Origin of the sequence: Nocardia suismassiliense (assembly GCF_900269665.1) — a bacterium.
Taxonomy (GTDB): Bacteria; Actinomycetota; Actinomycetes; order Mycobacteriales; family Mycobacteriaceae; genus Nocardia; species Nocardia suismassiliense.
Map to the genome: position 1 here is coordinate 6,572,676 of NZ_LT985361.1, position 20,833 is coordinate 6,593,508.

The 20,833-nt window shown below is 68.2% G+C and carries 19 protein-coding genes and 1 pseudogene; 2 read left to right on the forward strand and 18 right to left on the reverse strand.

Annotated elements, in window-relative coordinates:
• Nucleotides 1-52: 52 nt before the first annotated feature.
• Complete coding sequence (locus DBO33_RS29150) at nt 53-637, reverse strand: TetR/AcrR family transcriptional regulator (RefSeq protein ID WP_107660673.1); 585 nt, start codon at nt 635-637, stop codon at nt 53-55.
• A gap of 66 nt (nt 638-703) precedes the next feature.
• Between DBO33_RS29150 and DBO33_RS29155 the strand changes: the two genes are divergently transcribed.
• The gene (locus DBO33_RS29155; RefSeq protein ID WP_234391099.1) at nt 704-1,561 is read left to right on the forward strand and encodes an SDR family oxidoreductase; all 858 of its coding nucleotides are present in this window, start codon (nt 704-706) and stop codon (nt 1,559-1,561) included.
• Nucleotides 1,562-1,648: 87 nt separating this feature from the next.
• On the opposite strand, the gene DBO33_RS29160 is transcribed toward DBO33_RS29155, so the two are convergent.
• Nucleotides 1,649-2,341 carry a YqeB family protein gene (locus DBO33_RS29160; RefSeq protein WP_107657934.1) on the reverse strand — a complete coding sequence of 231 codons (693 nt, stop codon included), beginning with the start codon at nt 2,339-2,341 and terminating at the stop codon, nt 1,649-1,651.
• Nucleotides 2,338-2,943 (reverse strand): TetR/AcrR family transcriptional regulator, encoded by a 606-nt coding sequence (locus tag DBO33_RS29165; protein ID WP_107657935.1) that lies wholly within the window; start codon nt 2,941-2,943, stop codon nt 2,338-2,340. Before DBO33_RS29165 ends, DBO33_RS29160 begins: the two co-directional genes overlap by 4 nt.
• Nucleotides 2,944-3,014: 71 nt before the next feature.
• Between DBO33_RS29165 and DBO33_RS29170 the strand changes: the two genes are divergently transcribed.
• Complete coding sequence (locus tag DBO33_RS29170) at nt 3,015-3,458, forward strand: DUF6196 family protein (protein WP_234391100.1); 444 nt, start codon at nt 3,015-3,017, stop codon at nt 3,456-3,458.
• Here DBO33_RS29170 and DBO33_RS29175 read toward each other — a convergent pair.
• The 15 genes and pseudogenes from DBO33_RS29175 to pyrR all read right to left on the reverse strand — a co-directional run bounded on the left by DBO33_RS29175 (nt 3,455) and on the right by pyrR (nt 20,708).
• Nucleotides 3,455-3,853, reverse strand: coding sequence for an SSI family serine proteinase inhibitor (locus tag DBO33_RS29175; RefSeq protein WP_107657936.1), 399 nt, complete (start codon nt 3,851-3,853; stop codon nt 3,455-3,457). The genes DBO33_RS29170 and DBO33_RS29175 overlap by 4 nt on opposite strands.
• 558 nt (nt 3,854-4,411) lie before the next feature.
• The gene (locus DBO33_RS29180) at nt 4,412-5,983 is read right to left on the reverse strand and encodes a primosomal protein N' (protein WP_199857079.1); all 1,572 of its coding nucleotides are present in this window, start codon (nt 5,981-5,983) and stop codon (nt 4,412-4,414) included.
• A gap of 819 nt (nt 5,984-6,802) precedes the next feature.
• Nucleotides 6,803-7,174, reverse strand: a pseudogene (locus tag DBO33_RS29185) (primosomal protein N' family DNA-binding protein); the annotation flags it as partial.
• A 139-nt stretch (nt 7,175-7,313) separates the two neighbouring features.
• Nucleotides 7,314-8,525 carry a methionine adenosyltransferase gene (gene metK, locus DBO33_RS29190; protein WP_107657937.1) on the reverse strand — a complete coding sequence of 404 codons (1,212 nt, stop codon included), beginning with the start codon at nt 8,523-8,525 and terminating at the stop codon, nt 7,314-7,316.
• A 212-nt stretch (nt 8,526-8,737) separates the two neighbouring features.
• Nucleotides 8,738-9,961 (reverse strand): bifunctional phosphopantothenoylcysteine decarboxylase/phosphopantothenate--cysteine ligase CoaBC, encoded by a 1,224-nt coding sequence (coaBC, locus tag DBO33_RS29195; protein ID WP_107657938.1) that lies wholly within the window; start codon nt 9,959-9,961, stop codon nt 8,738-8,740.
• A gap of 40 nt (nt 9,962-10,001) precedes the next feature.
• A complete protein-coding gene (rpoZ, locus tag DBO33_RS29200; protein ID WP_107657939.1) occupies nt 10,002-10,283 on the reverse strand; it encodes a DNA-directed RNA polymerase subunit omega in 282 nt (93 codons plus the stop codon).
• Between the two features lie 27 nt (nt 10,284-10,310).
• Nucleotides 10,311-10,895 (reverse strand): guanylate kinase, encoded by a 585-nt coding sequence (gene gmk, locus DBO33_RS29205; protein WP_107657940.1) that lies wholly within the window; start codon nt 10,893-10,895, stop codon nt 10,311-10,313.
• A gap of 8 nt (nt 10,896-10,903) precedes the next feature.
• Nucleotides 10,904-11,224 (reverse strand): integration host factor, actinobacterial type, encoded by a 321-nt coding sequence (gene mihF / locus DBO33_RS29210; protein WP_014986450.1) that lies wholly within the window; start codon nt 11,222-11,224, stop codon nt 10,904-10,906.
• 602 nt (nt 11,225-11,826) lie between these two features.
• Nucleotides 11,827-12,651, reverse strand: coding sequence for an orotidine-5'-phosphate decarboxylase (pyrF, locus tag DBO33_RS29215; RefSeq protein ID WP_107660676.1), 825 nt, complete (start codon nt 12,649-12,651; stop codon nt 11,827-11,829).
• A gap of 40 nt (nt 12,652-12,691) precedes the next feature.
• Nucleotides 12,692-16,018 carry a carbamoyl-phosphate synthase large subunit gene (carB, locus tag DBO33_RS29220; protein ID WP_107657941.1) on the reverse strand — a complete coding sequence of 1,109 codons (3,327 nt, stop codon included), beginning with the start codon at nt 16,016-16,018 and terminating at the stop codon, nt 12,692-12,694.
• Nucleotides 16,018-17,136, reverse strand: coding sequence for a glutamine-hydrolyzing carbamoyl-phosphate synthase small subunit (gene carA, locus DBO33_RS29225; RefSeq protein ID WP_107657942.1), 1,119 nt, complete (start codon nt 17,134-17,136; stop codon nt 16,018-16,020). The genes carB and carA overlap by 1 nt, the downstream gene beginning before the upstream one ends.
• Nucleotides 17,133-17,654 (reverse strand): PH-like domain-containing protein, encoded by a 522-nt coding sequence (locus tag DBO33_RS29230; protein WP_107657943.1) that lies wholly within the window; start codon nt 17,652-17,654, stop codon nt 17,133-17,135. Before DBO33_RS29230 ends, carA begins: the two co-directional genes overlap by 4 nt.
• A complete protein-coding gene (locus DBO33_RS29235; RefSeq protein WP_234391101.1) occupies nt 17,655-19,043 on the reverse strand; it encodes a dihydroorotase in 1,389 nt (462 codons plus the stop codon). It abuts the gene before it with no gap.
• Nucleotides 19,040-19,999: an aspartate carbamoyltransferase catalytic subunit gene (locus DBO33_RS29240; RefSeq protein WP_107657944.1), complete on the reverse strand. Its 960-nt coding sequence runs from the start codon at nt 19,997-19,999 to the stop codon at nt 19,040-19,042. Before DBO33_RS29240 ends, DBO33_RS29235 begins: the two co-directional genes overlap by 4 nt.
• A 76-nt stretch (nt 20,000-20,075) precedes the next feature.
• On the reverse strand, nt 20,076-20,708 hold the full coding sequence (pyrR, locus tag DBO33_RS29245) for a bifunctional pyr operon transcriptional regulator/uracil phosphoribosyltransferase PyrR (RefSeq protein WP_107657945.1): 633 nt from the start codon (nt 20,706-20,708) through the stop codon (nt 20,076-20,078).
• Nucleotides 20,709-20,833: the final 125 nt, after the last annotated feature.

A 20,833-nucleotide genomic window follows, 5' to 3' on the forward strand; every position in this document is an offset into this window, starting at 1 on the left:
ACAATGCATCGAACGCAAGAGTCTGGTGAAGCATTCCCGAGGCATCGAGGGCTCAGGAAGCCAGCGAATCGATCCAGCGCGCCAACCTCTCCCCCTCGGTAACCATGAGCTCGGGATCGCGGAAGGTGTTGGTGAGCAACGAGATTCCCTGATAAGCGGCGATCAGTGCGACGGCGAGCTCCTCGGCGTCCGCGCGACCCATGGCCGCGAACTGCGTTTCCACCCAGTCGACGAGCTGCCGCATGACACCGGCCAGCTCGCGGTCCAGACCGTCGGCACGCTTGTCCAGTTCGGTGGCGAGGGTGCCCGATGGGCAGCCGAATCTAGCGGCCGTCTCGCGCTCGTCGACCCAGCCGCCGATCAGGGCTTTGAGCCGGTCCTGCGGTGCGGGCAGCTGCTCGAGCTCGGCGATCATGCTGTTCAGCGTTTGGTCGTGCGCGCCGATCGCGGCGCGGACCAGCTGGTCCTTGGTTTTGAAGTAGTAGTAGACGTTGCCGACCGGTACGTCCGCGGCATGGGCGATGTCGGCGATGGTGGTCTTTTCGACGCCTTGCTCGTGGAACACGCGGGCGGCTGCGGCACCTAGCCGCTCGCGTTTACCACCCTTCCGCCGCTCTCCGGCTGCTGAGTTAGTCACATAACTCACTATAGACAAGCTGGGCGTTCGTCGGTTACGTTCGATTTAGTCAGTCAACTAACTCAAATGGAGAACATGATGATCGTGGTTACCGGAGCAACCGGAAACATCGGCGCACACCTCGTGCGGACCCTCGCCGAGGCGGGCCGGCAGGTCACCGCGGTTTCACGAGGCGGCGGGGACGTGACGCTGCCGGACGGTGTGCGCTCGGTGCGCGCCGACCTGGGCGATCCGGACAGCCTCACCCCTGCCGTCGCAGGTGCCGAGGCGTTGTTCCTGCTCATCACCGGCGAGCAACTGGTGGGCGGACCGGATCCGGAGTTGCTGCTGAAGGTCGCTGAAGCCGGTGGTGTGCGGCGGGTGGTGTTCGTGTCGTCGCAGGGGGTTGCTACCAGAAGTGATGCCCAGGGCTATGCCCGGTTGATCGCCTTCGAAGAGGCCATTCGGCGATCCGGACTGGAGTGGACGCTTTTGCGGCCCGCCGGTTTCTACAGCAATACGTACGCGTGGGCAGAATCCGTGCGGGCCGAACGGACGGTCGCGGCGCCCTTCGGGGCGGTCGGCTTGCCGTCCATCGATCCCGCCGATATCGCGGCGGTCGCGGCCGCGGCTTTGACCGAGGACGGGCACGCCGGGCAGGTCTACACCCTGACCGGACCCGAGCTCAGCACACCGCAGGAGCAGGCGGCCGCCATCGGTGCCGCGCTCGACGCACCGGTTCGATTCGTGGAATTGACTCGGGCACAGGCATATACGGGGATGTCGCAGTTCATGCCCGGGCCGGTGGTCGAGCACACGCTGTCGATTCTGGGGGAACCGACCGCCGCCGAGCAGGAGATCAGCCAGGACGTGCGGCGTGTGCTGGGGCGGGCGCCCGCGAGTTATGCCGAGTGGGCCGAACGTAATCGAGACGTGTTCGCCTGATTACCTGGCGCGGTTGCCTGACCGCCGGGCGAAGCTCGCCTGACCAGCAGGCATGGCTGCCGTCGTCTCGTCACCAGACGAGGTCGCCTACTCGACCTGGCCGAACAATCGAATGTGCTGTTCCCCCTGACGGTCTCGGGCATCGATGCCGAGGTCGAGCAGTTCCTCATCGAGTTCCTCCACGACGAGGGGCTTTTCGTCGGCGAGTGCGCGCCGACGAGCGCGCAGCAGGGTGTCGGCGGCCTTCCCGGTCTCGGGTCGGCCGTCGACCCAGCGAATGAAGTCCGCGCCGAACGGATCGTTCTGCGCTAGCCATGGATAGCCGTGATTGCGGAACGCGTGCTCGATATCGGTGCGGCGCAAGTCGTTTGCGCGGAACCGTGCGAGCCGGCGGTTGGCATGATCGGTGAGCACCAGGTCGGCGTCCTCGCGGAATACGGCGGCGACGTGTTTCCGCGGCACATGTTGTGCGCGACCCTCTTTGACCAGTTCGACGTGGTCGTCGGCGACGGTGAGGGTCAGGCTCTCCTTGCGGCCGATCTCGAAAAGCACCAGGCCCGCGCCAATTCCGAGGCACGCCGCGGCCGGCACCAGCCAGACCGGCGGCACCGCCATCGCGACCTGGAGCGGACCGGGATCCAGGCCGACGCTGATCGCCCAGCGCCCGACCGGCGGCACCGCGAAGCCGAGGCCGCAGCCGACGGCCAGTCCGCCGATCACGAACAGCCAGCGCCACATCGAGGAGAAGCGCAGCACAGTAGGTGTGGAGGTGGTGGTCATGGGTGCTCCGTTTCGATCGGCCGCAACAGCCGGGATACGGTCGCGCGCACCAGCGGGCGCGGGTCACGCGGGTGATCGGGGTCGGCATTGAGGAAGGCGCCGTCGATGACGGCGAGAATCCAGCGCGCGGTCTCCATGGGTTCGAAGCCCGGGTCGATCTGCCCGGTGCGGATGCCGCGTTCGACCAGTGCGCCAAGCGCCTCGGCACTCAATCGCGCATCCTCCACAACGACCTTCGTCAGCTCCTCGTCCTGACCGAGGCGGCGCAGCAGCTCCACCATCAGCCCGGGTGCCGCCGGGTCCAACGCCTCGGCGGCCAGCGCGTCGACGATGTCGAGAATGGCAGCGAGACAATCGGTTCGGTCGATATGGCGGGCAATCACCGCGGTGTGCAAGGGAATCGACAGCTCGAAGATCGAGCGGAAGACGGCGGCCTTGTCCTTGAAGTAGTAGAAGACGCTGCCCGAACTCAGTCCGGCGGCGCGAGCGATCTGCGTGGCGGTGGTGCGTTCGTAGCCGTGCGTGGCGAACTGCTCGGCGGCGGCCAGGGTGATGGCGTGCCGGCGTTCGGCGACACGATTCGGATCGACGGTTCTGGCCATAGCCCGATCTTATCATTAACTGATCGGCCAGTTAAAGAATAATCACGAGCGACCATTGCTACGGTTGGCGGGTGGTGGATATCAGCATCGAGACCGAAGCCCAAACGGCCCAACGACTTCGGCGGGTCATCGCGGAAGCGGACCTCGACGTGCACGACGGCGTGTGGTGTTTCCGGGAAAGCCCACTGGCCGAGCCGCCGCAGTTGACGCCGCGGACGCTCGCCGTAGTCCGTGACGCGGAGAGCTGGAGCGCGCTCGTTCCGTTCGCCGAGGCCGAGGGCGCCGAGGTGGAGAAGTTCGGCCTGTTCTCGTTCCACTTCCCCGCCGGGCTGGACAACAGCGGCTTCGTCGGCTGGCTGGCGGGTCACCTCAAACGCGCACTCGGCACCGGGGTATTCATCGTCTGCGGCAGCAACCGGGACCGCGGTGGAATCTACGACTATTGGGGCTGCCCGGTCGAGTTGCTCGCCGCGGTCGAGCGGGAGATCGAGGCGCTGCGCACCACCGAGAGCTAGAAGACGGGCGTGGTCCGGGCGCTCAGTTCACACTTGTTGCCGAAGGTCTTCTCCCAAGTGACCGACCTGCCCCGCCAGGTGCCGGTGGCCATCGCAGTGACCGGCTCGAAGACCTGCACGCAGACCGCGGTGGGATCGCCCGCGAGCTTGTCGAAGTCGCCGTCGGCCGCAGTCAGCGCCGCACAGGCCGCGTCTGCGGCGGGATGCTCACCGCCGGTGGGCTCACAGGTGAGGGCGATGCGCGTGCCGGCCGAGCCAGGGGCTTGCGGGGATACAGACAGGGTCAGGATCGACTTCGCCGGATTCGTGTCGTCGGCGGTGCAGGCTGTGGGAGTCAGGGCGACGAGCACAAAGCACACGGACGCTGAGGGGCGGCGGAGCGAAGGGGGCGTCATCGGTCCACTCAATCACGAGGCGCGGCGCGTTCCCCTTAAGTGCCTGCGAACTCGCCGCAGGGCGTGCCGAATTCGGCGCAGTGGCTCACCGCGCGGTGCGACAGGTTCGGCGTCGTGGCTCACCGCAAGGCGTGCCGAATTCGGTGTGGTGGTTCACCGCACGCTGCGACGGATTCGGCGTTGTGGCTTCACCGCACGCTGGGCCGACATCCGGAGTGACGGGCAGTCGGTCGATTCAGCCGATCGCACCCCGGCGTTCCGGCGAGTGGCGCACTAGGCGGTCCTTCCCGACGTTCGCCGCCCCAATGTCCCACACGCCCCCCACCCGAACGTCGAACGGGACATGGCGGCCGATCTACTCGACGTCTGCCGCCACCATGTCCCACCCCACCCGGCCTGAAATGTCGCGCGGGACATGGCGGCGGGTCTGCTTCTTTGCCGCCGCCATGCGCCACCTGCGGCCAACAGCTCACCGTTGCCGCACAACTTTGTGGCGCGCTTTCCGCACCAGGGGCTTGGAATCGAGAGTCGAATCCGCCACCGAGAGCGAGGCCTCGATCAGCCGATGTCGACCGGGTCGATCTGTACCCGCAGTGGCGCGTCCGAACGATGCGTACTGCGGATGGCCTGGGCGGCGGTGAGCGCGCGCGCGAGCGCTGCGCCGGACTTGCGGTCGACGCGCAGCAGGATGCGTTCGACTTCGGCGGGTGAGTCGCCGGAGGAGAAGGGTTTGCGGGCGCCGTCCGGTAGCGGGACGGGGCCGAGGACGTCGACGTCGGCCGGAAGGTCTGTGGCGGTGAGTAATTCGTTGATGGATTCGGCGGTGCCGTCGACGGCGGCCATGCGCACGGCGGGCGGGAAGCCTACTTCGGCGCGGGAGGCCAGCTCGACTCGCGCGTGACCGACCGGGTCCCAGCGGACCAGGGCCTGCACGGTGGGGATGCCGGGGTCAGCCATCACGATGACCTGACCGCGCGACCGGACCAGGGTCGCGGCGGTCATCCAGCGGCGCAAGGCATCCTCGGACGCCCGGAGGTCGGCGCGCCCGAGCAGGGCCCAGCTGTCGAGCAGCAGCGCGACGCCGTAGCCGCCGGGCAGGACCGGTTCGGCGCCGACGGTCGCGACCACGACTTGCGGGCCGGGTTCCACCGTGTCGAGCATCGCGCCGCCGCCCGATCCGCGAATCGGCACACCGGGGAACGCCCGGCCGAGTTCCTCCGCGGTGCGCTGCGCGCCGATCACCACGGCACGCAACGCGCGCGACCCACAGGACGCGCAGCGGAAGGCGGCCTCGGTGATGCCGCACCAGCGACAGTTCGGACTGTGCGCGGCGTCGCCTTGCGAATCACTGTGCCGCGCACGGCCGTCCGGTAGCGCGAGCGGTCCGTTGCAGTGCCGGCACCTGGCCGGGGTCCGGCATTTCGCACAGGCCAGCGACGGGACGTACCCGCGCCGCGGCACCTGCACCAGCACGCCGGCGCCTTCCTTCAGCGCCGACCGCGCCGCGGCGTAGGCCACGCCGGGGATGCGGACCGCGCGTGCGACCGGATCCCGCTCCAGCGCGATATCGGTATCGCCGGGCACGCTGATCCGCGGCGCCGCGTCCCGCACCACCATCCGGTCGGCGACCAGGTCGTGCGCCCAGCCGGACTCGACGACCGCCTGGATCTCCGCGGTTCGCGCGAAACCGCCCGCGACGAACGCCGCTCCCGTCTCGTGCGAGCGCAGCATCGCCACCTCACGCGCATGCGGATACGGCGACCTCGGTTCCGCGTAAGTGTCGTCGCCGTCGTCCCAGATCGCGATCAGTCCGAGGTTTTTCGCGGGCGCGAACACCGCGCTGCGGGTACCGACCACCACCTGTGCCGTCCCGCGTAGCACCGCGAGCCAGCGCCGATACCGCGCGGCCGGTCCGAGTCCTGCGGACAAGCCGACCGCCGAATCCCCCATCAGCCGAGTGCATTCCGCCAGCACGCGATCCAGATCCCGCTGATCCGGCACCATCAGGATCGCGCTACGTCCGCGCGCGACCACCGCGGCGGCCAATTCCGCCAAGCGGCGCGGCCAGTCCTCCCCCGGCAACGCTTGCCACGCCGCCCGTGGACCTTTGCCTTGCTCCAATGCGGTCATGAACGCCGGGCCATGGATATACCGTCCCCATGGGCCGTGGTCGACAGTGACCTGCTGGTCGTCTTGCGCTGTCGCCGACCCAGACACAGGCTCGGCACCGCCATCGGCCGCGCCTGGCGTTCGACTCGCGTCGGTCGCCGAATCCGCTTCGGTTCCCTCGGCATTCGCGGCGTTCGATTCCGGCGATGTCGGCGCAGCGGCGTTGCCTGCCGACGCGGACGAAACTTCGTGCGTCCCTGCGGACTCAGCCATCTCCGATGCGGCGCCGACCGAGCCGACCTCGCCTGCTGCACCATAACCGGCAAGCGAATCACTCACTCCACCAGCTGAATTGGCTTTCAGCGCCACCTCGGAGGACGACTGCGGCGACGGGCCAGCACCATCGGGGCCGGACGGCATGGGCGAGACATCTTGCGTCGCTATAGGATCGGCCGCAGAAGTTGCAGAGCCAGCGACGGACTCCGGATCAAGCGTGCCGGAATCGGTGTCGATCCGATCGGAAGCGGCGGTCAGGGATGCAGATTCCGACGACTGCACTGGCTCATTAACGCCTACTGGCGTAGTCGAGACATGTTGCGCGGCAACGGAGCTCGGCACACTCGAAACCCCAGCTGAGGCACTCGAATCCACCATCGGCTCATCCGTCACCGAATCAGCTTCGGCCCCAGCCGAATCGGCCGACCCCACGTCCGACGCCGACTTCACCTTCAGCGGGACACTCGCAGCCGAACCACCGCCCCGCTTCCCACCCTTCGTCGCAGCCGACGAATCCTCTTGCGCCGCATCACCTTCGGCAGACTTCTTCTTCACCCCACCGGTTTCCGTGCGCGCATGCCTCGGCGGAATCGCCAACCGCAACACGTCGGCCCGAGTTCCCGCATACCGGGTAGCCACCGCAGTGGCCAACTGCAAAATCTCCGGCGTCAGCACCCGCTCACCGGAAACAACCCGTTCGAGCGGGACCAGCTTTCCGCCGTGATCACTGTGCGTGCGACGCTCCAGCAGGTACCCGTCGACCAGCCGTCCCGCAAAACGAACGCGCACTCGAACACCCGGCTGCGCAAGGGCATCCAGTTCAGGCGGCACCAGATAATCGAAGTCCCGGTCCAAATGCGCCGGAGACAGCAACGGGAGCACCCGAGCGATCGGGTGCTCCACGGCTGCGGGGCCCGCTGGCGGTACCCCCGGGATGGCGGGGGTTTCCGCCGCGGGTTTGTTCACTCGGCTGGCGTCGGCCTACAGGCCGACGGCCGCGCGCAATTTATCCGCCCTAATCGGATAGAGCCTCCCAGGGCAGGACGACACGCCCACACCGGCACCGGCCCCATCCCTACAGGCCGACGGCAGCACGCAACTTGTCCGCCCTGTCGGTGTGCTCCCAGGGCAGGTCGACGTCGGTGCGGCCGAAGTGGCCGTACGCGGCGGTCGGTGCGTAGATCGGGCGCAGCAGGTCCAGGTCGCGGATGATCGCGCCGGGGCGCAGGTCGAAGACCTCGGAGATGGCGGCCGAGATGCGGGCCGGGTCGACCTTCTCGGTGCCGAAGGTCTCCACGAACAGGCCGACGGGGGCGGACTTGCCGATGGCGTAGGCCACCTGCACCTCGACGCGGTCGGACAGGCCGGCCGCGACGACGTTCTTGGCGACCCAGCGCATGGCGTACGCGGCCGACCGGTCCACCTTCGACGGGTCCTTGCCGGAGAAGGCGCCGCCACCGTGCCTGGCCATGCCGCCGTAGGTGTCGACGATGATCTTGCGGCCGGTCAGGCCGGCGTCACCCATCGGGCCGCCGAGCACGAACTTGCCGGTCGGGTTGACCAGCAGCCGGATGTTCGAGGTGTCCAGCGAGGGCAGCTCGAGGTCGGCGATCACGGCCTCGACGACCTTTTCCCGGATGTCGGGGGCGAGCAGGTTGTCCAGGTCGATGTCCGCGGCGTGCTGGGTGGAGATGACGACGGTGTCGAGCCGAACCGGCCGGTCGCCGTCGTATTCGATGGTGACCTGGGTCTTGCCGTCGGGGCGCAGGTAGGGCAGCACACCCGATTTGCGAACCTCGGTGAGCCTGCGGGAGAGCCGGTGCGCAAGCGCGATGGGCAGCGGCATGAGTTCGGGGGTGTCGGTGGTCGCGTAGCCGAACATCAGGCCCTGATCGCCCGCGCCCTGCTTCTCGATCTCGTCGTCGGACCCGCCGACGCGCGCCTCGTGCGAGGTGTCCACACCCTGGGCGATATCGGGCGACTGCGCGCCGATCGCGATGTTCACACCGCAGGAGTTGCCGTCGAAACCCTTTGCCGAGGAGTCGTATCCGATCTCCAGCACCTTTTCCCGGACGATGCGGGGAATATCGGCGTAGGCGGAGGTGGTGACCTCACCGGCGACGTGCACCTGGCCTGTTGTTACGAGAGTTTCCACCGCGACCCGGCTGCGCGGGTCTTCCGCAAGCAACGCGTCGAGAATGGAATCGCTGATGGCGTCACAGATCTTGTCCGGGTGACCTTCGGTCACGGACTCACTGGTGAATAGCCGGCTGCCGGACGTGCGCACAGTTCTTCCCTCTCCCTCAACGGGTATTCCTCTGGTTTGCGACAGTAACGCGATGCCGTCACGCCGCAACCCTTCATCTCAGACTATGGCAAACCACTGACGTTCCGAGCGTCGAGAGACCTCTATCTCAGACAGTTCGTCGCCCGGACCCCCCGGGCACCGCGGTGCCGATGGCTCGCCACTCGGATCATTATCCAGTCTTGCAATTGATTTCAGCGCAACAATGGCCCGAGCGCGTCGAGCACCCGGCTGGCGAGCAGCGCCTTCGACCCGTGGTCGAGCGACTGTTCGGTACCGTCCGCACCGAGCAGCCAGCCGTTGTTGGTGTCGACCTCGAACGCCTTGCCCTCGCCGACCGCGTTGACCACCAGCAGGTCACAGCCCTTGCGGGCCAGTTTGGCGCGCGCGTAGGTGAGCACATCGCCGTGCTCGTCACCGGTCTCGGCGGCGAATCCCACGATCGCGGTGCCGGGCAGATGGCCCTCGCGGCGCGCCTGCACCAGACCGGCGAGGATGTCGTCGGTCTTGGTCAGCGCGATGACGTCCGGCTCGCCGGCGCCCTTCTTGATCTTGGCCGCGGCCACATCGGTGGGCCGGAAGTCGGCCACCGCCGCCGCCATGATCACCGCGTCCGCGCCGGCGGCGTGCTTGTCGACCGCGGTCTTGAGCTGTTCGGCGGTGGTGATGTGCACCAGGTCGACGGCCGCGGGCGCGGCCATCTCGATGGTGTTGCCCGCGATCAGCGTGACGTGCGCGCCGCGCTGGGCCGCGACCCTGGCCAGGGCATAACCCTGCTTGCCCGAGCTGCGGTTGCCGAGGAAACGCACCGGATCCAGCGGTTCCCTGGTACCGCCCGCGGTGATGACCACCCGGCGGCCTTCGAGGTCGCGCGGGATGGCGTCGGCGCGTTCGAGCAGCAGCGTGGTGAGCCCGAAGATCTCCTCGGGCTCGGGCAGCCTGCCCGGTCCGGTGTCGGTGCCGGTGAGCCTGCCCGCCGCGGGTTCCATGACGATCGCGCCGTGCGCGCGCAGTGTCGCGACATTGGCCACGGTCGCCGGATGCTGCCACATCTCGGTGTGCATCGCGGGCGCGAACACGATCGGACATCGGGCCGTCAGCAGCGTGGCGGTGAGCAGGTCGTCGGCGCGACCGGCGGCCGCGCGCGCCATCAGGTCGGCGGTCGCCGGGGCGATGACCACGAGGTCCGCCTCCTGGCCCAGCCGAACGTGCGGCACCTCCGGCACATCGGTGAACACATCGGTGTGCACCGGATTTCCGGAGAGTGCTTCGAAGGTTGCCTTGCCGACGAACTGCAGCGCCGACTCGGTGGGGATCACCCTGACCTTGTGCCCGGTCTCGGTGAACCGCCGGACAAGCGCGCAGGCCTTGTACGCGGCGATCCCTCCGCCGACGCCGACGACGATCCGTGTGGTCACTACGCCTCCGGCCTAGTTGAATTCACTGCGAGCAGTCCGGCTACTCGCCTTCGACGTGCTCGAGCAGGTCGGAGTGGATCTCGCGCATCGCGACCGAGAGGGGCTTCTCCTGCAGGCCGGGCTCGACCAGCGGGCCGACGTATTCGAGGATGCCGTCGCCGAGCTGGTTGTAGTAGTCGTTGATCTGACGCGCCCGCTTGGCTGCGTAGATGACCAGGGCGTACTTGGACGACGTGCGCTCCAGCAGCTCATCGATCGGGGGGTTGGTCAGGCCGATCGGAGTGTCGTATGCGGGAACGGTCTTGATGTCCGTACTGCTCACTAGGGGGGCTCCTGCGCGTTGGAAGGGTTACGAACTCGAATTTGTGCTAACGAACAACGATACCAACTGCTCACAGGCGGTGGTCACCTCGTCGTTCACGATGACGATGTCGAACTCGTCACAGGCCGCCAATTCGGTCCTGGCGGTTTCCAGCCTGCGCTCGATCACCTCGGGTGATTCGGTGCCGCGCGAGGTGAGCCGGGATACCAATTCCTCCCAGCTGGGCGGGGCGAGGAAGGCGAGCGTGGCTTCGGGAATTGCCTTGCGTACCGCGCGTGCGCCTTCGAGATCGACCTCGACCAGTACGGGCAGACCCTCCGCGAGGGCGGCCCGTACCGGCGCGGCCGGGGTGCCCGAACGTTGCAAACCACCGTGTATATCCGCCCACTCGAGTAGTTCGCCCGCCGCGATCATGGCGTCGAACTCTTCCCTGGACACGAATCGATAGTCGAGACCGTCGACTTCCCCGGGCCTAGGGGCCCGAGTCGTTGCCGACACACTGAAGATCAGGTGCGGCAGTCGCTCGCGGACACAACGGACCACGGTCGACTTTCCGACGGCCGAGGGGCCGACCAGTACAACCAGCCGACCCTTCCGCGTTTGTTCGACCACCCTCGTTATCAGGCGTCGAAGTCGAACCGGGCGAGCAGCGCCTTGCGCTGCCGATCGCCGAGTCCGCGCAGACGCCGGGTGGGGGCGATCTCCAGTTCGCTCATGATTTCCGCTGCCTTGACCTTGCCCACCTTCGGCAAGGCCTCCAGCAGCGCCGACACCTTCATCTTGCCGAGAATCTCATCGGATTCGGCATCGGTGAGGACCTGCTTCAGGTTGGTGCCGCCTCGCTTCAGGCGCTCCTTGAGCTCCGCCCGAGCGCGGCGAGCGGCAGCCGCCTTCTCCAAAGCAGCGGCGCGCTGCTCGTCAGTCAGCTGGGGAAGGGCCACGGTTCCTCCGTCTCATCGTTCATTGCATCAACTCCTGCCGGTAACCCGGCAGTCTCAGCGACCGTACCCACGACCTCCGCCGATTGCGAACCCACCCCCCAGGTCAGCGCATGATTCCGGATGCCGTAGACGCGAGAGCAGCACGTTCCGCACCGTTCCTCTGTCGCTGCGCAGATCGTACCGCCGAAATCACGAAATGCCTCGTCAGCAGGGGGTTTTCATGATTGACACAGGTTAGCGGAAGGGTTGCTATGACGTGACATGTGTCCCCAGCAAACCTGCGCCCAGCCGACCAGGAACTTTCTCGGAAATGCCCGCGTGTCGCGTTGTCCGTCAGCGTGTCGTGGGCCACAGACAGGTCGAATGACCGATTCGGCACCACCGCAGGGCCGATCGATTGTCGATCTGCCCGGCCGAGATGTCGAGAGGCAGGTCAGGAGATCGCCCCGCTGGGCTGATCCAGGCCCGTCAGCTCATCCGGGCACCATCGGGCCCGGAAACGGGCGTAGCGGGGCACACAGGCCCCGCTACGGGCCGTATGCACACGTGCACATGAGCCCGGAAAAGCAGCGAGACCGGCGCGGATGCGCCGGTCTCGTGGCTTATTTCCGCAGGAACGCGAACGCGTCCTGCAGTTCGTTCAATCTGGCGCGTAAGGCCGGAACCGACGGCCCGTCGCGCAGCACCTCCCGCGAGACGGCAGGCACCGCGGCCGCCAGCATCCCCTCCGAGACCAGGTCTCGGATGGTTTCCGGCCCGCCGCCCTGGGCTCCGACACCGGGCATCAGGATCGGCCCGTTGAGCGCGGACAGGTCCGGCGCCTCGGTCAACGTCGCGCCGATCACGACGCCGACGGAACCGAATTCCGCGCCCTTGTTGCGCGCGGCGGCCTCGTCGACCATCGTCTGGGCGATGGTGCGGCCATCCCCCGCGACGACCCGCTGCACCTGTGCCCCTTCGGGATTCGAGGTGGCGGCGAGCACGAAGACACCGCGGCCGTTGGCCTCGGCCAGGTCCAAAGCCGGTGCCAGCGAGCCGAATCCGAGGTACGGCGACACCGTCACCGCGTCCGACCCGAGCGGGCCGTCGGCGAGCCAGGCCTGCGCGTAGGCGTCCATGGTGGAGCCGATGTCGCCGCGCTTGGCGTCGGCGAGCACCAGCGTGCCCGAGCCCCGCAGCACCTCGATCGTGCGCTCTAGCACCGCGATTCCGGCCGAGCCGTAGGTCTCGAAGAACGCGACCTGCGGCTTCACCAGTGCGACACAGCCGTCGAAGGCTTCGACGCAGATCTCCGCGAACTTCTCCAGACCGTCCGCGTCGGCGCCGAGACCCCAGGACTCCAGCAGGCCGGGGTGGGGATCGATGCCGACGCACACGGGGCCGAATTGCCCCATAGCGTGCTGCAATCGGTCACCGAAGGTCTGCACCGCACCCACTCCGTCCTGTGCTGTTCGATTCGAGCTGGGCTCAGCCACGCAGCACCGAATGCAGTTCCTGCAGCGAACGCACCCCGATCCCGCCGTTGATGCTCGCCTCGATGCCCTGCACCGCGGCGGCCGCGCCCTGCACCGTGGTGATGCACGGGATGTTCACACCGACCGCGGCGCTGCGGATTTCGTAGCCGTCCACGCGCGGTCCGGAGTTGCCGTACGGAGTGTTGAACACCATGTCGATCTCGCCGTCCCTGATCATCTCGACGATGGTCGGCTGGGGCGCGTCGGTGTCGGCGCCCACGGTTTCCGGGTCCGAGTGCTTGCGCACCCGCTCGCACGGAATACCGTTGCGGCGCAACATCTCCGCCGTTCCCTCGGTGGCCAGGATGCGGAATCCGAGGTCGTTGAGGCGCTTGACCGGGAACACCATGGCGCGCTTGTCCCGGTTGGCGATCGAGACGAACACGGTGCCCTCGGTGGGCAGCGAACCGTAGGCAGCGGTCTGGCTCTTGGCGAAGGCGGTGCCGAAGTCGGCGTCGATGCCCATCACCTCGCCGGTGGACTTCATCTCCGGGGAGAGCAGCGAATCCACGCCGGTGCCATCGGCCTTGCGGAACCGGTGGAACGGCAGCACGGCCTCCTTCACCGCCACCGGTGCGTCGAGCGGAACGTGCCCGCCGTCGCCCTCGCCAGGCAGCATGCCTTCCTTGCGCAGCTCGGCGATGGTGGCGCCCAGCGCGATCCGCGCGGCCGCCTTCGCCAGCGGCACCGCGGTGGCCTTGGATACGAACGGAACCGTGCGGCTGGCCCGGGGATTCGCCTCGAGCACGTAGAGCACGTCGTCCTTGAGTGCGTACTGCACGTTCAGCAGGCCCTTGACGCCGATGCCCTTGGCCAGCGCGACCGTCGAGCGGCGCACCGCCTCGATGTCGCTGCGGCCCAGGGTGATCGGGGGCAGCGCGCAGGCGGAGTCGCCGGAGTGGATGCCCGCCTCTTCGATGTGTTCCATCACGCCGCCGAGGTAGACCTCTTCGCCGTCGCACAGTGCGTCGACGTCGATCTCGATGGCGTCTTCCAGGAACCGGTCGACCAGCACCGGGTGCTCGGGGCTGAGCTCGGTGGCCCGAGAGATGTAGCCCTCCAAGGAGTTCTCGTCGTAGACGATCTCCATGCCGCGCCCGCCGAGCACGTAGGACGGGCGAACCAGCACCGGGTAGCCGATGCTCGCGGCGATCTTCTTGGCCTGCGCGAAGGTGGTGGCGGTGCCGTACTTCGGCGCGGGCAGTCCGGCCGCGACCAGCACGTCGCCGAACTCGCCGCGGTCCTCGGCCAGGTCGATGGCGGCGGCGCTGGTGCCGACCACCGGCACGCCCGCGTCGGTGAGCCGCTGCGCGAGGCCGAGCGGCGTCTGCCCGCCCAGCTGCACGATCACGCCCGTGACGTGCCCGGACTCGGATTCCGCGTGGTACACCTCGAGCACGTCCTCGAAGGTGAGCGGCTCGAAGTAGAGCCGGTCGGCGGTGTCGTAGTCGGTGGACACGGTCTCCGGGTTGCAGTTGACCATCACCGTCTCGTACCCGGCCTGCGACAGCGTCTGCGCCGCGTGCACACACGAGTAGTCGAACTCGATGCCCTGGCCGATCCGGTTCGGTCCGGAGCCGAGGATGATCACCTTGTCGCGCTCGCGCTGCGGCGCCACCTCGGATTCCGCGGCGGGATCGAGCTCGTAGGTCGAGTAGTGGTACGGCGTCTTGGCCTCGAACTCGGCGGCGCAGGTGTCGACCGTTTTGAACACCGGACGGACCCCGAGCCGGTGCCGCAGCGACCGAACGCCGGTCTCCCCCGCCAACTCCGGGCGCAGCGCGGCGATCTGACCGTCGGACAGGCCGTAGTGCTTGGACCGGCGCAGCAAGGTCTCGTCGAGCACCGGCGCGTCCATGATCTCCTGGCGCAGCTCGACCAGGCCGGCCACCTCGGCGACGAACCACGGGTCGACACCCGAAGCGGCAGCGACGTCTTCGATGCTCGCACCGAGTCGCAGCGCCCGCTCGACCTGGTAGATGCGGCCCTCGATCGGGGTACGCAGGTCTTCCAGGATCGCTTCTACGTCAGTCCATTTGCCGTCTTCCTGGGTCCAGAAGCCCGCGGCCTTGGTCTCCAGCGAGCGCAGCACCTTGCCGAGCGCCTCGGCGAAGTTGCGGCCCAGCGACATTGCCTCGCCGACCGACTTCATGGTGGTGGTCAGCGTCGGGTCGGCGCCGGGGAACTTCTCGAACGCGAACCGCGGCGCCTTGACGACCACGTAGTCCAGCGTCGGCTCGAAGCAGGCCGGGGTTTCCTTGGTGATGTCGTTGACGATCTCGTCGAGGGTGTAGCCGATGGCCAGCTTGGCGGCGATCTTGGCGATCGGGAATCCCGTTGCCTTGGAAGCCAATGCGGACGAGCGCGAGACGCGCGGGTTCATCTCGATGACGATGAGGCGGCCGTCGGCCGGGTCCACCGCGAACTGGATGTTGCAGCCGCCGGTGTCCACGCCGACCTCGCGCAGGATCGCGATGCCGAGGTCACGCATCTTCTGGTATTCGCGGTCGGTGAGCGTCATGGCCGGGGCCACGGTCATCGAGTCGCCGGTGTGCACGCCCATCGGGTCGACGTTCTCGATGGAGCAGACCACCACGACGTTGTCGCGGCTGTCGCGCATCAGCTCGAGCTCGAACTCCTTCCAGCCCAGGATGGATTCCTCGATGAGCACGTTCGCGGTCGGCGAGGCGGCCAGGCCGCCACCGGCGATGCGATCGAGATCCTCGTCGTTGTAGGCCATTCCGGAGCCCAGGCCACCCATGGTGAACGAAGGCCGCACCACCACAGGGAATCCCAGCTCGGCGACCGTCTCGCGCACCTCGTCCATCGTGTAACAGACACGGGAGCGGGCACTTTCGCCGCCGACCTTGGCGACGATGTCCTTGAACTTCTGCCGGTCCTCACCGCGCTGGATGGCGTCGAAGTCGGCGCCGATCATCTCGACGTTGTACTTCTCCAGCACGCCGTTCTCGTGCAGCGCGACCGCGGTGTTCAGCGCGGTCTGACCGCCGAGGGTGGCCAGGATGGCGTCGGGGCGTTCCTTGGCGATGACCTTCTCGACGAACTCGGCCGTGATCGGCTCCACGTAGGTGGCGTCGGCGAACTCGGGGTCGGTCATGATGGTCGCCGGGTTGGAGTTCACCAGTGAAACCCGCAGGCCCTCGGCCCGCAGCACCCGGCACGCCTGGGTGCCGGAGTAGTCGAACTCGCAGGCCTGGCCGATGACGATCGGCCCGGAGCCGATCACCAGGATGTGCTTCAGATCGGTGCGGCGTGGCATCAGGCCCCTTCCATGAGACCGGCGAAGCGGTCGAAGAGATAAGCAGCGTCGTGGGGTCCGGCGGCGGCCTCCGGGTGGTACTGCACCGAGAACGCGCGGCCGTCGATCAGGCGCACGCCCTCGACGGTGCCGTCGTTGGCGCAGACGTGGCTGACCTCGGCGCGGCCGAATGGGGTGTCGAACTGTTCACCCTGCTCGCCTTCCAGGGCGAAGCCGTGGTTCTGCGCGGTGATCGCGATGCGACCGGTCCCGTGCTCGATCACCGGGATGTTGATGCCGCGGTGGCCGAACTTCATCTTGTAGGTGTCGCGGCCGAGCGCGCGGCCGAGGATCTGGTTGCCGAAGCAGATGCCGAACAGCGGCACGCCGCGCTCCAGCACGCTCCTGGTCAGCGCGACCGCGCCGTCCTGGGTGGCCGGGTCGCCGGGGCCGTTGGAGAGGAAGACCCCGTTCGGCTTCAAGTCGAGGATCTGCTCGATCGAGGCGTTCGACGGCACCACGTGCACCCGCATGCCGCGCTCGGCGAACATCCGCGGGGTGTTGGTCTTGATGCCGAGATCGACTGCGACCACGGTGAATCGGGGATCCCCGGTCGGCTCGATGGTGTACACCGAGTCGGTGCTCACCTCCTCGGCCAGGTCGGCGCCGAGCATGGACGGCTGGCCGGTGACCCGGCCGAGCAGCTCGTCGGTGTCGGCGAGGGCGGCGCCGGAGAAGATGCCCGCCTTCATCGAGCCGCGGGTGCGCAGGTGCCGCACCAGGGCGCGGGTGTCGATGCCCGCGATGCCGACGATGTCCTGGCGTTGCATCGCCTCGGGCAGCGTGCTGGTGGCGCGCCAGTTGGAGGCGCGGCGCGCGGGGTCGCGGACCACGTAGCCAGCCACCCAGATCTTGCCGGACTCGTCGTCCTCGTCGTTCCAGCCGGTGTTGCCGATCTGCGGTGCCGCGGCGACCACGATCTGACGGTGGTAGCTGGGGTCGGTGAGGGTCTCCTGGTACCCGGTCATCGCGGTGCAGAACACCGCCTCACCGAGCGTCTCGCCCACGGCGCCGTAGGCCGAGCCGCGGAATACCCGGCCGTCCTCCAGCACCAGAGCAGCGTCTTGTGTTGTCGTCATCCCTCGTCGTCTCCCGTCGTCGTGCTGGTCTGGTCCGCCTGCAGGCCACGCGTCCAAGCCGGGTACACCGACTTGTCGTCACCGCGGAAACCGGTATCTATCTCGGTTCCGGTGGGCAGCTTCCAGCGAACTACCAGCACACCATCTTCTGTCATCACTTTGCCCGCATGCCCGCGCTCGGTGCGCACCGCGGTGATGGATTCCTGGGGGATCCAGATCACCGTCGCGCCGTCGCGCTCGAGCAGAATTCCTCGTTCGAACCGGGTGAGTTCCGCCGTGGCCCGGAAACCCAAGTCGCCCACCGCGATCCGGTCCTGCCAGCTGGGCGCCATGGTGCTGCCGAGATACAGGCCGGTGGTCGGCTCGAGCAGCTGGGCGCCGAGATCGGCGGGCACGGCGGGCAGTTCGCCGATGCTGCTCACCTGGCGCGCGGCCCGGTTCTGCCAGCCCCGATACATCAGCCAGATGCACAGGGCGAACAGCGCGGCAAGCCCGATTACCCATAGTGTTCTCTCCACTTACGGACCTCCTGTATCCGATCGGCGGCGCTCCCGGTGCCCTGCGTGGTCACGCTTCGCTACCGCCTCCGGGCCCGTCGCTCGCACCGCGGGGTTACCCACCGCCTTGCCCTCGCGGGCGGTCACCCGGCCCCTGAGCAACGTCGTTGTCACTCGAGCCGGGAACGTCATGTCCTCGAACGGTGTGTTGTTCGAGATGCTGGCGAGCTCCTTGGCGCGCACCGTCCAGCTGGCCTCGGGGTCGACCAGCGTCAGATTCGCCGGCTCACCGACCTCGATCGGCCTGCCGTGCTCGTCGAGCCCGACGATCGCGGCGGGCTGCTCGCTCATCACCCTGGCGACGCCGCGCCAGTCCAGCAGGCCGGGCTGCACCATGGTCTGCACGATGATCGACAGCGCGGTCTCCAGGCCGAGCATGCCGGGGCGGGCGGCGGCGAACTCGCAGCACTTGTCCTGCTCGGCGTGCGGGGCGTGGTCGGTGGCGACACAGTCGATGACGCCGTCGGCCAGCGCCTGGCGCAGCGCGGCGGCGTCGGACGCCTCGCGCAGCGGCGGGTTGACCTTGTTGACCGCGTCGTAGGTCTCCAGCCGCGAGTCGTCGAGCAGCAGGTGGTGCGGGGTGACCTCGGCGGTGATCGAGATGCCTTGCGCCTTGGCCCACTTCACCAGCTCGACGGTGCCCGCGGTGGAGGCATGGCAGATGTGCACGCGCGCACCGGCATCGCGGGCCAGCAGCGCGTCGCGCGCCACGATCGACTCCTCGGCGGCGCGCGGCCAACCGGCCAGCCCGAGCCGGGCTGCGGTGGGGCCCTCGTGCGCGATCGCGCCGACGGTGAGCCGCGGCTCCTCAGCATGTTGGGCGATCAGCACGCCGAGGGTGTTCGCGTACTCCAGTGCGCGGCGCATGAGCAGCGGGTCGTAGACGCAGTGGCCGTCGTCGGAGAACATCCGCACCGCGCCGACACCGGCTGCCATGGTGCCCATCTCGGCGAGTTGTTTGCCTTCGAGGCCGACGGTGACCGCGCCCACCGGGTACACGTCGACCAGGCCGACCTCTTGCCCGCGCCGCCACACATGGTCGGTGACGACCACCGAGTCGGCTACCGGGTTGGTGTTGGCCATCGCGAACACCGCCGTGTAACCGCCCAACGCGGCTGCGGCGGAACCGGATTCGATGGTCTCGGTGTCCTCGCGGCCGGGCTCGCGCAGGTGCGTGTGCAGATCGACGAAGCCGGGCAGCAGGATCTGTCCGGCGGCGTCGATGACTTCCACGTCGTCGCCCGCGGCGAGATCGGTACCGATCTCCCGGATCACACCGTCGGCGACCAGCACGTCGACCGGCTCGCCCTCGCCATAAACCAAGGCGCCCTTGATCAACAGCTCGCTCATGCCACCGCCTCCTGCGTACCGACCAGCAGCCGGAACAGGACGGCCATGCGCATGTGTACTCCGTTCGTCACCTGTTGCAAGATCGCGGCCTGCGCCGAATCGGCCACCGGCGACGCGATTTCCATGCCGCGCAGCATCGGGCCGGGATGCAGGACCGTCGCGTGCTCGTCCAGCAGCGCGAGCCTGCGCTCGGACAGTCCGTAATTGATCGAGTATTCGCGGGCCGACGGGAAGAAGCCGCCGTTCATCCGCTCCGCCTGCACGCGCAGCATGAGAACCGCGTCGGCGCCGGGCAATTCGGCGTCCAGCGAGTGCGCGATCCTGGCGGGCCAGGCGTCCACGCCGACCGGCAGCAGAGTGCGCGGGGCGACCAGCACCACCTCCGCACCGAGGGTGGCCAGCAGGAAAACGTTCGAGCGGGCCACCCGGCTGTGCAGGATGTCGCCGACGATGACGACCCGCTTGCCCTCGATATCGCCGAGCCGCTGGCGCAGGGTCAGCGCGTCGAGCAGCGCCTGGGTGGGGTGCTCGTGCGTGCCGTCGCCCGCGTTGATGATGGCCGGGCCGGCGGTGCGACCGGACTGCACCGCCCAGGCGTCCATCCAGCGCGCGATCTGGTGTGCCGCACCGGAAGCCGGGTGCCGCACGATCAGCGCGTCTGCGCCCGCGGCGTGCAGGGTCAGCGCGGTGTCGCGCAGCGATTCGCCCTTGGAGACCGAGGAGCTGCTGGCGCTGACGTTGATCACGTCGGCGCTCATCCACTTGCCCGCGACCTCGAACGACACCCGGGTGCGGGTGGAGTTCTCGTAGAACACCGTCATCACGGTGCGCCCACGCAGGGTCGGCAGCTTGTGCACCTCGCGGCCGAGCAGCGCCTGCTCGAAACGTTCGGCCTCGTCCAGGTACTCCGTCGCGGTGGCGCGATCCAAATCGCCGACCGTAAGAAGATGCCTCACGACTGCACCTCGCTGACGCTCGGTTCCGTCGTTCGGCACGGGGCCGCTGTGTTGATGGTTCGCTCGCTACGCTCGCTCACGCTTCCGCCTCCTGGCGCAGATAAACGCCGTCGCGGCCGTCGTGTTCGGTGAGCAGGACCGAGATGTCTTCGGAGCGCGAGGTGGGCACGTTCTTGCCCACGTAGTCGGCCCGGATGGGGAGTTCGCGGTGGCCGCGGTCGATGAGCACCGCGAGTTGCACGGCGCGCGGGCGGCCGAGGTCGCGCAGCCCGTCCAGGGCGGAGCGCACGGTGCGGCCGGAGAAGAGCACGTCGTCGATCAGCACGACCAGCGCGTCTTCGATGCCGCCCTCCGGGACCGAGGTGCGCTCCAGCGGCCGGTGCGGCCGGGTGCGCAGATCGTCGCGGTAGAGGGTGATGTCGAGCGAGCCGAGGGCCGGGCGGACGCCGGAGAATTCCTCGATCTTGTCGGTGAGCCGCGCGGCCAGCGAGGTGCCCCGGGTGGGGATGCCGATGAGCACGACGCGTGGCGCGCCTTGCTCACCCGCGTCCAGCGCGGTCTTTTCGATGATCTGATGCGCGATGCGCGCGATGGTCCGGCTCACATCGGAAGCCGACAACAGCTCCCGCCCCGCCTCCACCCCCTCGGGGGTGTGTCGCTGCGATGACTCGGCAGCGCCGGACTTGGCGGCCCGTTCGGGCACGGCCATGCCGACCTCCTTCCCCGCCTCACCGGACGGTCCGTTAAAGGATGTCTTACGGCAAGCAGCGTAACAGCGGTCCAAACCCGGCTTTCACCAGGTGTAGCGCGGTGTGAGCGGAGACACGGCCGGGC

Coding starts and splice junctions, on each gene's coding strand:
- DBO33_RS29155 (WP_234391099.1), top strand. CDS start 704: ATGGAGAACATGATGATCGTGGTTACCGGAGCAACCGGAAACATCGGC.
- DBO33_RS29160 (WP_107657934.1), bottom strand. CDS start 2,341: ATGACCACCACCTCCACACCTACTGTGCTGCGCTTCTCCTCGATGTGG.
- DBO33_RS29165 (WP_107657935.1), bottom strand. CDS start 2,943: ATGGCCAGAACCGTCGATCCGAATCGTGTCGCCGAACGCCGGCACGCC.
- DBO33_RS29175 (WP_107657936.1), bottom strand. CDS start 3,853: ATGACGCCCCCTTCGCTCCGCCGCCCCTCAGCGTCCGTGTGCTTTGTG.
- DBO33_RS29180 (WP_199857079.1), bottom strand. CDS start 5,983: ATGACCGCATTGGAGCAAGGCAAAGGTCCACGGGCGGCGTGGCAAGCG.
- carB (WP_107657941.1), bottom strand. CDS start 16,018: ATGCCACGCCGCACCGATCTGAAGCACATCCTGGTGATCGGCTCCGGG.
- carA (WP_107657942.1), bottom strand. CDS start 17,136: ATGACGACAACACAAGACGCTGCTCTGGTGCTGGAGGACGGCCGGGTA.
- DBO33_RS29235 (WP_234391101.1), bottom strand. CDS start 19,043: ATGAGCGAGCTGTTGATCAAGGGCGCCTTGGTTTATGGCGAGGGCGAG.
- pyrR (WP_107657945.1), bottom strand. CDS start 20,708: ATGGCCGTGCCCGAACGGGCCGCCAAGTCCGGCGCTGCCGAGTCATCG.